We start from the raw sequence: 15102 nt of genomic DNA on the forward strand, positions 1-15102 counted from the left end.
CTGAGATTGGCAGTTAATTTAAGCCAATCAAACCAAATTTTGATACAATATGTTGATTATGTAGATGGATTTGTTGCCTCTGAAATAGAGAAGAATTTGTATAATATAAAAATTATTCCTTTTGATAATAATCGTCGCATAAAATTAGAGAGTGGAAGCCTCTTAGTGACGCCTCTTTCCTCAATATTTCAAGCTGCACGATTTTTTTATAAAGATGTGTATGTTATGTTCTGGTCTATTCACCCGTTGGGATTAAAGGAAGCGGTTGATTTTTTACCTTCTCATATTCCTTCCATATCATATAAAAAATATGGTCAAGATCTGACAGCGTTAATTGCCAAAAAAGGTTTATTTTTTATGGATAAACCAAATTTTGATATTCAACGAGCACTATTTTCTATTGAACAATCTCACGTAGATTACTTACCAATATTTTCTTCAGATACCATAGATATGAAGGTATATCAAGAAACTAAATCGAGGATTTTACATCTTGGATGGTTAGGTAGGCTTTGTATCGAAAAAGTTAATGCAGTAATTAATGTCTTAGAGCACTGTAATCATTATTTGGAGACAAGACCGGATGAAAAAATTATATTTTATATCATTGGTGATGGCGATAAAAAAACAATGGTTCAAAATTATAAAATTCATGAAAATCTTGAACTTCAATTTTTAGGTATCTTAAATGGTGAACAATTACGCAATTTTATGCTTATGAATGTTGATCTTATGTTTGCCATGGGAACTTCAGCATTAGAAGCCGCCTCATTAAGTATTGCAACAATTCTAGTTGATTTTTCTTTTACTGAAATTCCCAGCAACAATCGTTTTAGATATTTGTATGAATCGGAAGGTTATTCGGTAGGTGATGAATTTCACGATAATAATAAATATAATCATGATTTACGTTCGATTTTGGATAACTTAAAGAGTGGTGAAATTACGACTCATGCTAAGAAGTGTTATGATTACTTTCTATCCCAGCATTCAGAGGAAAGTATAGTAAATAAATTTTGCTCACTTTTAACCGCTGTAGATGTTCGTGTATTAGATGTAAATAATTCAAATTTTGGTAAATATAGACAGCTATTTATCATTAAATCAATTTATTTTAAAATAAAAAAATGGTTCAGAATTTAATAATTTTTGGTACTCGATCAGAAGCTATAAAGATGGCTCCCCTTATAAAAGCTTTTTAAAAAAGGAAGGCTATGAAACGAAGGTCTGTGTTAGGGCTCAGCATCGCGAAATGATGAGGAGTTTAAAAAAAAACTACGGTAATGGAGATTCTTCTAAAATTGTAATTGATATAAAAAAATAAATATAGAAATTAAACATATTTTATAATGGTATTATTTTTGGCGGCATACCCCAAGAAAGAAAATTTGAAGGACGGTATGATTCAGAGAATTGCAAGTGTTGATCGTTGTTTTAGTGATGTCCCTCGCGTTTACTTGTCCTTTTCTACTATTCGTGCTTTTAAACGATTTCACAAAAAGGAAGGAGATTTAGTTGATATTTACAGATGTCATATCATTTTAGATTTTTTCTTTATAATGAGTTTAATATCAAAATCAACCAAAATTTATATCCACTCTTTGTATAATGTGATTTATTCACTTTTTTACTTATTATTTTTCCATAAGAAATATATTTTTGATGCGCATGGTGTCGTGCCTGAAGAGCTGGAAATGGAAGGCCGGAAATTTAGTTCAATAATTTATAATAAATGTGAGTCATTTATCTTTAGTCGTAAAAAATTGACAGTTGTGTGCGTTACAGACGCTATGATTAATCATTTTAAATCGAAATATATAAATACGAATGCAAAATTTGTGCGGTATTCTATTTTTCCAGAGAATATTTACAATCAACAGAAAGATCAATATTTTTCTGATACAGAGAAAGCGGATGATCTAGTAAATATTGTCTATTCTGGTAATACGCAAAAATGGCAGAATATTGAATTAATGCTTAAAATAATAGCTGAAAATCTTGGCTCTTGTAACTATAATTTTTTAATTCTAACCGGAGAACAAGCAAAAATGCAATCCTTAGTAGATGCATATATCCCATCTGGTCATCATATAATGGTTAGGTCTGTAGAGCCTGAAGAACTATTCCCTATCTATTTAAAAAGTCATTATGGATTCGTTCTTAGGGATGATATATTAGTAAATAATGTTGCGTGCCCAACAAAATTAATTGAATATCTTTATTATGGTATTACTCCTATTATATTGAGTGATAATATAGGAGATTTCAAAAAATATGGATATGAAAGTGTTCAATGCTTTAATATTGAAGGTCTTAAACCCAAGAAGAGTGTTAAAAATAATGATATCATTCAAATGTTAATGTCTGAAAATAATAAAGTTAATTTAGCCACATTATAGTTTATTTTCTTATTTAGATATTTTAATTATGAATGGTCATAAATTAGCAATTATTATTCCTGCATATAAAGCTGAATTTTTAGAAGAAACGCTTTCTTCTCTATGTAAGCAAAGTGATTTGCGGTTTACCGTATATATTGGTGACGACGCGAGCCCCTATGATCTTAGGGATATTGTAGCTCGTTTCGAAGATAAGCTATCTATAATTTATTGTAGGTTTGAAACAAATTTGGGAGCTGTCTCATTAACAAAACAGTGGGAACGTTGTGTTGATTTGTCAAATGAAGAATGGATCTGGCTTTTCTCCGATGATGACATTATGGATAAAAATGCCGTTCAGGTCTTTTATGATTCAGTTAATGAGAATTGTATGCTATATAAGTTTCATACTCAAGTCATTGATGAAAATGGAGATTTAAATCCTTTTTATGAAAAATTTGATTATCGCAATAATTTTAAAGATGTTATAAGTTCAGCTGATTTTATTCGTAATAGATTAGCATGCAATGGTTTTCGAAGTTTTGCGGTCGAGTATATATTTCACAGATCCTTTTATAAAAAATTTGGATTTATAGATTTTCCACTGGCATGGGGATCTGATGATGCTACCTGGTTATTATATTCTTTAGTGAATCATAGACAGATTGGCATTTTAGACACTAATGTTTACTGGCGTTATAGTGGTATCAATATTTCGTCTGACAGTAAGTCTATACTTGTTGTAGAGAAGAAAATAGCAGCGGCTATTCAGTATGTTAAATGGATCCAAGCAACAGCGAGAGATTATAACATTGTTATTTCTGATACCTTATTTTTACACTGGATTTCTATGCAGATTGTGAGTTTAAGAGCTAAAATTAGCTATGCAGAATATCAGAATTTAATTAGAAAATCAACATTAAACATCGGTAATTTTAAATTATGGTTTACCTATATTAGGATTATTAAAAGGCGACAGTTTATTAATCTATTAAAAAATAGCAGATGAGAAAAACAGTTGTTATTGATACATTTTCAATAGGCGGGTTTCATGAAATGTTTAATGCATCCTTTTTATATGTTATTTTTAATAGCACAGAGGGGCCTATAACTTACATTGCAGATAAGACTGCTATACAGTCTATTAAGCAACTGCTGAAAAATAATAGTCAATTTCATGAAATGCTGGAACGCGTAACCTTTAAGGAGAAGTGTTTACTTAAAGGACTTTCATTCTATGCCATATTTTTTAGATACTGTTTTGGAGCATTGCTAAACATTTTTTATTTATTTAGATACCGACGCGATCGGATTATGTTTCCAGCTTTGAATCCCGTTTTTAGTATTTTTTTGAAAATGATCTTAAAAATACAAAAAACAGAAACTTATGTGGTTTGTCATGGCGAATTGAGCTATCTATTTACGAGTTATCGTAAGATAAGTCCTTTGTTTTGGTATGCGTCTTTTTTACGGCCGTTTTTTTCGGGTTTATTACCGAGCACATTAAAATTAATCCTATTAGGACCATCCATAGTTCGGAATTTCACTGTTCATTATCCGAAATTGCTTCCCAATATTGTGAGCATCCCTCATCCGTATATATTCGATGAAGTTGAGATTCGACGTTCACAAGAAGGTCAGGTGGTACATTTTGGATGGGTTGGGGTAGCCTCAGAAGCAAAAGGGTTTTCTATTTTCGCTACAATGGTACGCGATTTTTGTGAACGCTATAATCATATGTTTACGGCTCATCTGGTGGGGTGGCATCCTTTTCCGAAGGATGCATATCCAAGTATCCAATTTGCTTCTCCAGCACATATTTTTTTAGAGCGGTCACTATTTAATCAAGCTGTAAGCCAGTTAGATTATATTTTATTTTTTTATAATAACGCACAGTATAAATATACAGCAAGTGGTGCGATATTTGATGCAATTGAGCACGGTAAATTGCTTATTGCGCTACGTAATGATTATTTTGAATCCATATTTGAAGCGTGTGGCGCAATCGGTTTTTTGTGTGATAGTATAGAAGATATGTATCTTATTGTTGAAAGAGTTCTGCGCCACGAAATTGAAGTCGAACAGTTTTATTTTAATTTAGAAAACGCGAGAAAGATTTTCAGCTGTGCGCATATAAAATTAATAGTTTAAAATGTACATCTATCTAATCTATATTTTAATTGCCCTACTTGCTTTCTTTGAAATTAACGGAGGTTCTGCACTTTTACGGAAGATTTTATTTGTACCATTTTTCATACTATTTGTATTAGCAAGTATAAGGTGGGAGCGGGGAACAGACTGGCAATCATATATTAATTTATTTGAAAATGTAGATAATGTATTCTATTTATTAGCATTTGAACCTGGATTTTATTATCTCAACTATTTCGTTGCGTCGTTCAGTGATAACTATACTATTGTTCTTATTTTACAAGCAATTATAATTTATGGATTACATTTCCATATCATTAAGAAATACTCGATATCCCCTTTTGTTTCGTTAATGATCTGGTTTGGATTTTATATGGGCTCCATATTTTTTGTTCGTTTTAATGTGGCATTAGCAATCACTTTATTTTCATTTATTTTCATTGCAGAAAGAAAATTCTGGAAATTTCTCCTCTGTGTTTTAATTGCCTTTTCTTTTCATCGCTCCGCTATATTATTCATTCCAGCATATTTTATATATAATAAAACCTTTACGCGAAAACAACTGTTGCTTGGAATGACAGTGTCTTTCTTTCTTTCAGCAATATTTGGAATTGGTTTAAATTTTTTAGGCATGATCAATTTGGGTATCATATCCGAAAAAGCGATTGCATATGCTGAAGCAGGTTCTGAATATGCGGAAGACACAACTCGTTCAGCTTTTCAGATTATGTTAATTGGGTCAAGTTATCGCGTGTTACTTTTACTATTAATCGTCGGTTTTTATTATGACCTGTATAAAGAGAATGTAACATTTCGCGGTTTGCTCAATATATATTTTGTAGGGATGTGTCTATTTATCATAGTAACACCAGTATCCGTGTCTGTAGCTCGTATGTCTCAGTATTACGAATACTTTCAGTTTTTAATGATTCCATATTTCATTTTGCGTTTTGAATATAGATCTAACCGTAATTTGGTGCTTTTATGTATAATGCTGTTTTATTTAATGCGATTGAAAAGCAATGTTTCTTTTTATGAAGATTTATATGTTCCGTATAAAACAATTTTTAACAAAGAATTGCCGGTAGAGATTGGGTAATTTATAATTAATGTAAAATGAATAACGTACAAGTATCGGTTGTTATTCCGATGTATAATGCCTCTGGGTCAATAATAGGGGTTTTGGATAGTGTTTATGAACAAACCTGGAAAGAAAGTTTAGAAATTATAATTGTGAATGATGGTTCTATAGATAATTCAAAACAATTGGTTGAATCTTATATTTTGGAACATAAAGATTTACAAATTGTTTTAGTGAGTCAGGAGAATAGTGGTGTATCACGTGCTCGAAATGAAGGCATGAAGCGCTGTAAAGGTGACTGGATATGTTTATTGGATTCGGACGATGTTTGGCTACCTAATAAATTAGAAAAACAATTACAAGTTTTATTTGAAAACCCAAAAATTGATTTCTTAGGCACTACTAGAAATGATGAACGTTTTGATCGCATAGGTTTTCGTCGTTTGGATAATTTAAGCAAGATATCGGCAAAGGATCTTTTGTTAAAATTTGTCTTCGTAACTCCAACCGTTATTTTTAGAAGAATAATATTAGAAGATATTGGTTATTTTGATGAAACCCAAAGGTATGCTGAGGAAGGTAATTATTTTATCCGAATAGCAGATAAGTATAATTGTTTTTTGTTAAATGAAAGTTTAGTAATAACCGGTGGGCGTAAGCATCATTTTGGAGAGTCTGGGTTATCCAGTAACTTATGGGCAATGGAGAAAGGTGAGCTTAAGAATATCAAATTGGCCTATTCGATGGGTATTATTCATGTCGCAAAATATGGTTTGTTTTCGTTATTCTCTATAATGAAATATATGAGAAGGGTGTGGATTGTTAAAATAAGGAGTAAAAGAAACTAAATATTCATTTTCTAGTAGTTTTATTCTATATAAAAAAATATGCAGTATGTGTAAGTGCTTTTATTAAAATACTTATTCATCAGAATTGAATTTCCCCTTATTTGTTATATTTGTATTTGTTTAAGTTATAATAATTTCACTAACTGTAGTTATTGGAATAAAAATTTTCTTTTGTTTATCAAAAGATTGGTTGATTTGTTAATTGTTTAAGTTGAATATGTATAAACGTTATGGTGTTGTCGGAAGTATAAAGCTAATTTTTTCACTGCTTTTTACAAAAATATTTTATCCTAAAGCTAGATTAATTAGATTACCTTTTGATGTGAGGAATAATTATTTAATTAATATCGGGAAAAATTTGACAACTGGCTTTGGTTGTCGTTTTGAAGCTCATCCAATTCATGACCCCAAAAGAAAATGTCTCCACATTGGAAATGATGTACAAATTAATGATCATGTACATATTGCTGCTGGTGAATGTGTAGATATTGGAAATGATGTATTAATAGCGAGTCGTGTATTTATATCCGATTTAAATCATGGTACTTATTCAGGACCTAATCAGGATAGTCCATTATCTACTCCTAATAGTCGTGAACGTCCAACTAAGCCTGTGATTATTAGTGATAATGTGTGGATTGGTGAGGGTGTCTGTATTTTATCTGGTGTTACTATTGGTAAAGGTTCAATCATTGGGGCATTATCTGTCGTAACCAAGAACATTCCTGATTATTGTATTGCAGTAGGAAGTCCTGCTAGAGTTATAAAAGCTTACAATTTTGAAAAAGAACAGTGGGAAGCTACGTCTTAAGTTAGATTTGGTTTTTATTTAGGTATTTAATATAATTTAATGATATGAAAAGGTATGAGTATGCTACTTTAATAGCTGAAAAGCTGTCAGCAAACGTTATCGCTCTAAAAGAAGAGTTTAATCAAAAAGGTCGGATAAACTCTTGCGCGATAGATAATTTACTTCCTGAAGATTTGGTACAAGAAATATATGCTGCTTTCCCTTCTCCAGAGGAAATGAAAATATACAAATCATTAAGAGAAAATAAGCGAATTGCTGCACAAATGGATTTATATAACCCTCTTTTAGAGGAGATTGTCTTTGCTTTTCAAGACGAACGAGTTGTTCAAATTGTCGAAGAGATTACGGGAATTAAGGATATGGAACCAGATGCTAATTTATATGCAGGAGGAATTAGTCTAATGTCAAAAGGTAATTTCTTAAATCCTCATCTAGATAATTCGCATGATAATAATAGAGAAAGTTATCGAGTGCTTAATTTGTTATATTATGTATCGCCAAATTGGAGATTGGAAAATGGAGGAAATCTTGAATTATGGGATAAAGGAGTAGAAGGAGAAAGCCGCGTCATTCTTTCAAAATCTAATAGACTAGTGTTAATGATCACAAATAAAACTTCTATTCATTCTGTCAGTAAAGTTGTTGTAGATGAAAAAAGATGTTGTGTTTCTAATTATTATTTTTCTGAAAAGCCGGTTGAATCAAGTGAATACTTTCATGTCACTTCTTTCTATGGTCGACCAGAGGAACCAATAAAGAATGTAGTTCTCCGAGCAGATGCTTTTCTTAGACAGACGGTTCGAAAAATTACTGGGAAGAGAATAGTTAAAACTGACCATATTTATAAAAAGAAAGAAGATAATCAGTAATATTTAAATAACACTGCTATAATTTTGCGGAATATTTTGCACTAACCATTTACAATTCTATATTATAAAAGAATTGTAAATGGTTATAAAAGTTTGTTCATATGCTTTGTATTATACTCACTTTTTTAGTGGAATGAAAAACAATATATAAATGAAAGTTAATATTAATGGCTCGATAGTCTTATATCAGAATGACGAGCAGATTCTGAGGGCTGCTATTGATTCATTTTTAAAGACAGATCTGGATGTAAAACTCTATTTGATAGATAATTCACCAACTGATAAGCTCAAGAATATTATTGATGATGAAAGAGTCATTTATATACATAATCCTTCAAATCCGGGATTCGGTGCCGCTCATAATATTGCGGTCAAATTAGCAATTCGCGATAATGCCGACTACCATCTTGTATTAAACCCAGATGTCTATTACGAACAAGGTGTTTTAGAAGAGCTGACCAAATATATGGAAGACAATCGTGAAATTGGTAATATTATGCCAAAGGTATTGTACCCCAATAATGATATTCAGCACCTTTGCAAACTTTTGCCCACTCCATACGATTGGATCGGCCGGAGGTTTAATCCATTTAAAGATATCGTCGAGAAAAGAAATAATATTTTTGAGCTTCGGTTTACGGGTTATAATAAAGTTATGGATGTGCCATACCTTTCCGGATGTTTTATGTATCTGCGTATGTCTGCGCTTAAGGAGATTGGCCTTTTTGATGAAGGTATTTTTATGTACGGAGAAGAAACAGATTTGTGTCGCAGATTGATTGATGGAGGATACCGTACCGTTTTTTATCCCAAAGTGCATATTTATCATCACTTTGAAAAAGGATCGCACAAGTCGTGGCGGTTAACGAAAATTGGAATGCAATCCGCAATATATTATTTTAATAAATGGGGGTGGTTTTTTGATAAAAAGAGAAGATGGATTAATAAATCAATTCTTGAGAGATTGAAATCTTAATACAATAGGTCATAGGGGTATTTGAATATTCTGGGTTCTTATGATGTATTTGATAGCGTGGTGTAAACTTGCACCTAACATAGGTAGAGGTTGATAGTTATGAGCGTAGAACTGTTAAGAATTGATACATTATTGAAAAATGTATGTTATGATAAGAAATAGTATGAAAATATTGATTTTAGGTGGGAAAAGCGGTTTTATAGGCCAAAATATAAGTGATCAATTAGCTGGAATATTTGACCTTGAATTCTTGTCTATGCGTAATCTTGATGTAATGAATAAAAGCTTTACTGCAGACTTCATTATTAATTTAGTTGGTAAAGCTCATGATCATAGTGGTACTGCAACAGAGAATGATTATTTTCAAGCTAATGTTGAACTTGCCAAGAAGGCTTTCCAAATTTTCTTATCATCCAATGCAAAGATTTTAATTCACATAAGCTCTCTTGCCGCACTAGAAGAATTCGAGTCAGATAAAGCTCTGTCTGAAAAAGATGAATGCAACCCAGTTTCTTGGTATGGAAAATCTAAACGAGCAGCTGAACAATGGCTACTCAAACAAGAACTACCATCAGATAAAAAATTGATTATCCTTCGTCCTCCAATGGTACATGGGCCAGGTGACAAGGGAAATTTAGGATTATTGTATAAGTTCATTTCAAAAGGGGTACCTTATCCTCTTGCTGCATTTAATAATCAGCGGTCGTTTATTTCGATCGGAAATTTTTGTTATTTTATTGAGCAAATAGTTGAGCATAACCATAAATTGGCAACCGGTATTTATCATATTTCAGATGATGAACCCATCTCGACGGCCGAGATTATTAATGTTATTAAGAATGTAACAGGTAAAAATACCATGAATTTCTCGATCCCAAAATCTTTGATAAAAGGCCTTGCTAAAATTGGTGATGTAATTCCGATTCCGTTGAATACAAGACGGTTAAAAAAGATGACAAGTAATTTGTTAATTTCAAACAAACATATAAAAAATACGCTTACGATCAGTAATTTACCTTTAACTGCTCAAAAAGGATTAGAGATAACGATCAGATCATTTGGCGAAAAAAAATGAACTTAATCTTTCTTGAGAGGAAATTTTAGAATTCTATAAAAGCGGTTATTTATTTTACATGAGATGATTATTTTTAAGAATTTTTAAAGTCTTATTAATATATCACCTCTGCTTAATTATAATAGATTTTATTTATCTAAATTTTTTGAATCAAACGGTTGTAATAGTATGATGAGGTTGATCTCAAGTCTCCAGTTAGTCAAATTTCGTAAGAACATCAATAGTAAATACGAATTGTTACAAAGCTCGTAATTAAAAATATGGCTCTTAATGCTTTAAAATCGCATAATTGAGAATTTTTTCAAATTGCCTGTAACGTTTTAAATAGATTTAACGTTAAGTAAATATATAAAGCAATTATAAGTATATTTGCACCTTTAAATGTTAACTAGATTTATGGCGTATATCTTTACCGTTATATTATTATTTGTACTCGAGCTTTTGTATTTCAAGGTAGCCGATAAGTTCAATATTATTGATAAGCCCAATCAGCGTTCTTCGCATAGTAAGATTACTTTGCGCGGAGGAGGGATTATTTTTTATATCGCTATACTTATATTTTTTATTCAATCTGGATTCTCATATCCGTGGTTTATGCTAGGTTTAACACTTATGGCGACCATTTCTTTTCTGGATGATATTTTAGAAATTTCTACACGGTTAAGATTGGCAATTCATTTTACTTCTGTTTTATTGCTGGCTTTCCAGATGGGAATTTTCTCTCCACCTTGGTATTATATTATTGTCACGTTCGTTATTGTTGTGGGAGTAATAAACGCCTATAATTTTATGGATGGTATTAACGGTATCACAGCTCTTTATAGCCTAGTCGTTTGTGTACTTTTATACTATGTGAATCAAACGGTACAATTTATAGCACAAGATTTTCTTATCTATACATTAATGGGAATTCTCGTTTTCGCATTTTTTAACTTTCGCAATAAAGCAAAATGTTTTGCAGGTGATGTCGGTTCCGTAGGAATTGCATATATCTTATTATTTGCTTTAGGTACTTTGATATTTAAAACAGGTGATTTTATTTACATATTATTTCTTGCGGTTTACGGTGTTGATGCCGTTTGGTCTATTGTACGTCGTTTATATCTTGGAGAGAATATTATGGAGGGTCATCGAACACATTTGTATCAGTATCTCGCGAATGAAGCAGGTTACAATAGGTTACTAATATCGGGAATGTATGGCGCTCTTCAACTAATTTTAGGTATAGCAGTCATTTATTTTGCTCAGTTTGACGGTAAGATTAAATGGTTTTTTGCAGTTTTGATTGTAGTATCCCTAAGTGCAGTGTATTTAGCGTTGAAGAATTACATTATCAGACAATACGTACTCAAATTAGCTAAATAATCAAGGTTTAAGTTTCCCTCTATCTACTATTGTTGCACAAAATTATCCAATTCTTTATAGATAGGAAGCAATTATTTAGTATCTTTTTTAGTAAATTAAGATTAAAAGCATTATAGGCGGTATTGCTCAAGATGAAAGAGGAGGGATTCGATTTGTCAATAATTGTGTTATGACTCCGATAATAAGGATTTATCATATAAACTTTGTTAAACACAGTCAGATAAGCGGCTATTTTTATAATAGCTGCTTATTTTTTGGTTATTATTTTACGAATTTTGTTCGTACCTACTATTACTTTTTTCGTAGTTGCACTTCATCTGCACCTATACTGTACAATCCTTTTTCTAATGCAGGGATGATTCAAGTTTTGGAAGAGTGAAAGGTTATTGGGGTTAAGGGCTAGCTAAAAGCTGGTTTGTAAAAAATAGTATGTAGTTTATACCACTCATCATTATCGCAGATCATAGACTTTAAAAATTCTTAACAAATTTTTAATTTGGAGATTTAATTCTTGATGAGTACTTTTGTTACTCAAAGACTAATCAACCTTATGCTAGACTCGCTAATAACTTCAAAAACGAGATTAAAACTTCTGATCAAATTTTTTGTTTCGGCAAATAACCAAGGTTATTTACGCGGACTGGCTGATGAATTTCAAGAATCTACCAATGCTATTCGAAAAGAATTGAATCAGTTGGCAGAAGCTGGATATCTTGATAAGAATACAGACAGAAACAAAATTTTTTATCGCGCTAATACACAGCACTCCTTATTTAAACCACTTCAAAAATTAATTCACACTTTTTTGGGAATCGATGAGATAGTTGATCATGTTCTTGATAAATCTGGTGATATTCAGTCTGTAAGCTTGATTGGTGATTATGCTAAAGGGCTAGATTCGGGAGAAATTGAGGTTTTAATTTTAGGTGAAGATTTAAATCAGGCATATTTATTGCAGTTAGCGGCGAAGGTTGGAGTAAAGTTAAATAAGGACATAAAACTATATTTCAATGTGCTGCCTATAGAGGCGCATAGTATCAATTTATTTACGAAATAAGAGTTTTGAATAAAGATGTCTTGTTGAAAGTTAATAATATTAGAAATTAGCATTTACATGAAAAAAATAGCAATTATTGGTCAAGGTTATGTTGGATTACCGCTAGCTCTAGAATTTTCACAACATTTCCCCGTCATTGGCTTTGATATTAGTAAAGAACGGGTCCGTGAATTAAATCAAGGAAAAGATCGAACTTTAGAAGCAGATTTATCAAAATTGAATGCTGGTTTAATTTTGGCAAAAAATACATCTTTTAAAAAAGGATATATAGCATCTAGTAATGTACAAGATTTAACAGATGCTCAAATCTTTATTGTGACTGTCCCTACTCCCATTGATCGTTATAATGCCCCAAATTTGAATCCGCTACTTAAAGCAACAGAAATGTTAGGACAGGTGATTTCAAAAGGTGATATTATTATTTATGAATCAACTGTTTTTCCTGGTTGTACAGAAGAAGATTGCGTACCTGTATTGGAAAAGTTTTCCGGACTTAAGTTTAATGAAGATTTCTACGTGGGATATTCGCCGGAACGTATCGTTCCTGGTGATAAAGTGAATACACTAACAACAATTAAAAAGGTAACATCCGGCTCAACACCTGAGATTGCTGAAGAGGTGGATCAATTATATAAAACTATTGTAACAGCTGGAACGCATAAAGCGCCAAACATTAAGGTTGCGGAAGCATCTAAAGCTATTGAAAACGCTCAAAGAGATGTTAATATTTCTTTTATGAATGAGTTGGCTTTGATCTTTGATAGAATTGGAATAGACACCAATGATGTTTTGGAAGCCGCAGGTACTAAATTTAACTTTCTTAAATATAAACCAGGATTAGTAGGGGGGCACTGTATTTCAGTTGATCCTTATTATTTAGCGCATAAAGCTGTTCAGTTGGGCTACCACCCAAATGTAATCTTATCCGGTAGACGTGTTAATGACTCTGTGGCAGAATTTATAGCCTCTAAAGTTGTAAAATTGATGATTAAAAAGGATATTAATGTTAGCACTGCACATGCATTAATTTTAGGGATCACTTTTAAAGAAAACTGCCCTGATGTTCGTAATACAAAGGTGGTTGATGTGTACAACGAATTAATAGAATATGGTGTTAAGGTTGATATTTACGATCCTTGGGCGAATCAAGAAGAAGTGAAACATGAGTATGGGGTTGATATTTTATCCTCTTTGGATATGGATATTCAATATGATGCTATCATACTAGCGGTTTCTCATAATGAATTCCTGATAATGGATTTAGCAATTTTAAGGAAGGAAAAATCTGTATTATTTGATATAAAAGCTTGCTTGGACAGATCTCAAGTTGATGGCAGATTATAAAATTTAAACTAGTATAAATATTTACAATGAAAAAAAATCTTATTGTTTTTGGAACTAGGCCAGAGGCCATTAAAATGGCTCCTTTAGTTAAAGAATTTCAAAAGCATCCAGAATTGGATACAAAAGTTTGTGTAACGGCACAACATCGTGAAATGTTAGATCAGGTTTTAGAGTTTTTTGATATTACGCCAGATTATGATATGGATCTAATGAAGCCTAATCAAAATTTATATTCCTTGACAGCGGATATTATTACGGGTTTAAAACCGATTTTAGAAGAGTATCAACCTGATTATGTGTATGTTCATGGTGATACCAGTACCACAATGGCAGCTGGTATTGCGGCTTTTTATTCTGGCGCTCAAGTTTGTCATGTAGAGGCTGGTCTTCGGACTCATAATAAGCGTTCTCCTTTTCCAGAAGAGATCAATCGCCAAGTGACAGGTAGGATTGCTGATTTTCATTTTGCACCTACCACTGCTTCTGAACAAAATTTGTTGAATGAAAATATTAATAAAGATGCTATTCTAGTCACTGGAAATACAGTTATAGACGCATTAATTGATAGTTCTGAACGCGTCAAGAATTTAGAAAATGCGGAAATTGAAACTTTGAAACAACTTGTTGATCCATCTAAGAAGTTAATTTTAGTGACAGGTCATAGACGTGAAAACCATGGTCAAGGTTTTATAAATATCTGTGAAGCATTAAAAGAGATCGCTTTAAATCATGAGGATGTTCAGATAATTTATCCTGTTCATTTAAATCCAAATGTAAAAGGACCGGTATATGAAATTTTATCAGGTATTAAAAATATTCATTTAATAGATCCTTTGGCATATCCAGCTTTCGTATGGTTAATGAATCAATCTTATTTAATTATCACTGATTCTGGAGGTGTTCAAGAGGAAGCGCCAAGTTTAGGTAAACCGGTATTAGTAATGCGCGATACTACTGAAAGACCAGAAGCTGTTGATGCAGGTACCGTTATTTTGGTAGGTACAGATAAAAACTTAATTGTAAAAGAGTGTGAATCGTTATTGAGCGATACAGAACGTTATAATACAATGACAGCGTTGCACAATCCTTATGGAGATGGTAAAGCATGTCAAAGAATAGCTAATTTTATAAAAAACACAAAATAAGA

14 protein-coding genes are annotated in these 15102 nt (G+C 32.0%); all 14 read left to right on the forward strand.

Annotated features, from left to right (window positions below; genetic code table 11):
* The first annotated feature begins 6 nt into the window (after positions 1-6).
* The 14 genes from FHR29_RS25005 (at position 7) to wecB (ending at position 15100) form a co-directional block, all read left to right on the forward strand.
* A complete protein-coding gene (locus tag FHR29_RS25005; RefSeq protein ID WP_183918037.1) occupies positions 7-1143 on the forward strand; it encodes a hypothetical protein in 1137 nt (378 codons plus the stop codon).
* Positions 1144-1349: 206 nt separating this feature from the next.
* A complete protein-coding gene (locus FHR29_RS25010) occupies positions 1350-2399 on the forward strand; it encodes a glycosyl transferase family 1 (protein WP_183918039.1) in 1050 nt (349 codons plus the stop codon).
* A gap of 28 nt (positions 2400-2427) precedes the next feature.
* Complete coding sequence (locus FHR29_RS25015; protein ID WP_183918041.1) at positions 2428-3387, forward strand: glycosyltransferase family 2 protein; 960 nt, start codon at positions 2428-2430, stop codon at positions 3385-3387.
* Entirely contained in the window at positions 3384-4529 is a 1146-nt protein-coding gene (locus FHR29_RS25020; protein WP_183918043.1) for a hypothetical protein, read from the forward strand. The genes FHR29_RS25015 and FHR29_RS25020 overlap by 4 nt, the downstream gene beginning before the upstream one ends.
* A 1-nt stretch (position 4530) precedes the next feature.
* Positions 4531-5628: an EpsG family protein gene (locus tag FHR29_RS25025; RefSeq protein ID WP_183918045.1), complete on the forward strand. Its 1098-nt coding sequence runs from the start codon at positions 4531-4533 to the stop codon at positions 5626-5628.
* A gap of 17 nt (positions 5629-5645) precedes the next feature.
* Positions 5646-6458, forward strand: coding sequence for a glycosyltransferase family A protein (locus tag FHR29_RS25030; protein ID WP_183918047.1), 813 nt, complete (start codon positions 5646-5648; stop codon positions 6456-6458).
* A gap of 217 nt (positions 6459-6675) precedes the next feature.
* Positions 6676-7269 (forward strand): acetyltransferase, encoded by a 594-nt coding sequence (locus FHR29_RS25035; protein WP_183918049.1) that lies wholly within the window; start codon positions 6676-6678, stop codon positions 7267-7269.
* 44 nt (positions 7270-7313) lie between these two features.
* The gene (locus tag FHR29_RS25040) at positions 7314-8138 is read left to right on the forward strand and encodes a 2OG-Fe(II) oxygenase (protein WP_183918051.1); all 825 of its coding nucleotides are present in this window, start codon (positions 7314-7316) and stop codon (positions 8136-8138) included.
* 151 nt (positions 8139-8289) lie between these two features.
* Positions 8290-9114 carry a glycosyltransferase family 2 protein gene (locus FHR29_RS25045; RefSeq protein WP_183918053.1) on the forward strand — a complete coding sequence of 275 codons (825 nt, stop codon included), beginning with the start codon at positions 8290-8292 and terminating at the stop codon, positions 9112-9114.
* A gap of 163 nt (positions 9115-9277) precedes the next feature.
* A complete protein-coding gene (locus FHR29_RS25050; RefSeq protein ID WP_183918056.1) occupies positions 9278-10189 on the forward strand; it encodes an NAD-dependent epimerase/dehydratase family protein in 912 nt (303 codons plus the stop codon).
* Between the two features lie 396 nt (positions 10190-10585).
* The gene (locus tag FHR29_RS25055; RefSeq protein WP_183918058.1) at positions 10586-11554 is read left to right on the forward strand and encodes a glycosyltransferase family 4 protein; all 969 of its coding nucleotides are present in this window, start codon (positions 10586-10588) and stop codon (positions 11552-11554) included.
* A gap of 550 nt (positions 11555-12104) precedes the next feature.
* A complete protein-coding gene (locus FHR29_RS25060) occupies positions 12105-12611 on the forward strand; it encodes an ArsR family transcriptional regulator (protein WP_183918060.1) in 507 nt (168 codons plus the stop codon).
* A 57-nt stretch (positions 12612-12668) separates the two neighbouring features.
* The gene (locus FHR29_RS25065) at positions 12669-13955 is read left to right on the forward strand and encodes a nucleotide sugar dehydrogenase (protein ID WP_183918062.1); all 1287 of its coding nucleotides are present in this window, start codon (positions 12669-12671) and stop codon (positions 13953-13955) included.
* A gap of 26 nt (positions 13956-13981) precedes the next feature.
* The gene (gene wecB / locus FHR29_RS25070; RefSeq protein WP_183918064.1) at positions 13982-15100 is read left to right on the forward strand and encodes a non-hydrolyzing UDP-N-acetylglucosamine 2-epimerase; all 1119 of its coding nucleotides are present in this window, start codon (positions 13982-13984) and stop codon (positions 15098-15100) included.
* Positions 15101-15102: the final 2 nt, after the last annotated feature.

Source organism: Sphingobacterium sp. JUb56 (assembly GCF_014191365.1).
Lineage (GTDB): Bacteria > Bacteroidota > Bacteroidia > Sphingobacteriales > Sphingobacteriaceae > Sphingobacterium > Sphingobacterium anhuiense.

Excerpts from the sequence above, each read along its gene's own strand:
- wecB (WP_183918064.1), top strand. The coding sequence starts at position 13,982 with ATGAAAAAAAATCTTATTGTTTTTGGAACTAGGCCAGAGGCCATTAAA.
- FHR29_RS25010 (WP_183918039.1), top strand. The coding sequence starts at position 1,350 with ATGGTATTATTTTTGGCGGCATACCCCAAGAAAGAAAATTTGAAGGAC.
- FHR29_RS25045 (WP_183918053.1), top strand. The coding sequence starts at position 8,290 with ATGAAAGTTAATATTAATGGCTCGATAGTCTTATATCAGAATGACGAG.
- FHR29_RS25015 (WP_183918041.1), top strand. The coding sequence starts at position 2,428 with ATGAATGGTCATAAATTAGCAATTATTATTCCTGCATATAAAGCTGAA.
- FHR29_RS25030 (WP_183918047.1), top strand. The coding sequence starts at position 5,646 with ATGAATAACGTACAAGTATCGGTTGTTATTCCGATGTATAATGCCTCT.
- FHR29_RS25055 (WP_183918058.1), top strand. The coding sequence starts at position 10,586 with ATGGCGTATATCTTTACCGTTATATTATTATTTGTACTCGAGCTTTTG.
- FHR29_RS25025 (WP_183918045.1), top strand. The coding sequence starts at position 4,531 with ATGTACATCTATCTAATCTATATTTTAATTGCCCTACTTGCTTTCTTT.
- FHR29_RS25040 (WP_183918051.1), top strand. The coding sequence starts at position 7,314 with ATGAAAAGGTATGAGTATGCTACTTTAATAGCTGAAAAGCTGTCAGCA.
- FHR29_RS25035 (WP_183918049.1), top strand. The coding sequence starts at position 6,676 with ATGTATAAACGTTATGGTGTTGTCGGAAGTATAAAGCTAATTTTTTCA.
- FHR29_RS25050 (WP_183918056.1), top strand. The coding sequence starts at position 9,278 with ATGAAAATATTGATTTTAGGTGGGAAAAGCGGTTTTATAGGCCAAAAT.
- FHR29_RS25065 (WP_183918062.1), top strand. The coding sequence starts at position 12,669 with ATGAAAAAAATAGCAATTATTGGTCAAGGTTATGTTGGATTACCGCTA.
- FHR29_RS25020 (WP_183918043.1), top strand. The coding sequence starts at position 3,384 with ATGAGAAAAACAGTTGTTATTGATACATTTTCAATAGGCGGGTTTCAT.
- FHR29_RS25060 (WP_183918060.1), top strand. The coding sequence starts at position 12,105 with ATGCTAGACTCGCTAATAACTTCAAAAACGAGATTAAAACTTCTGATC.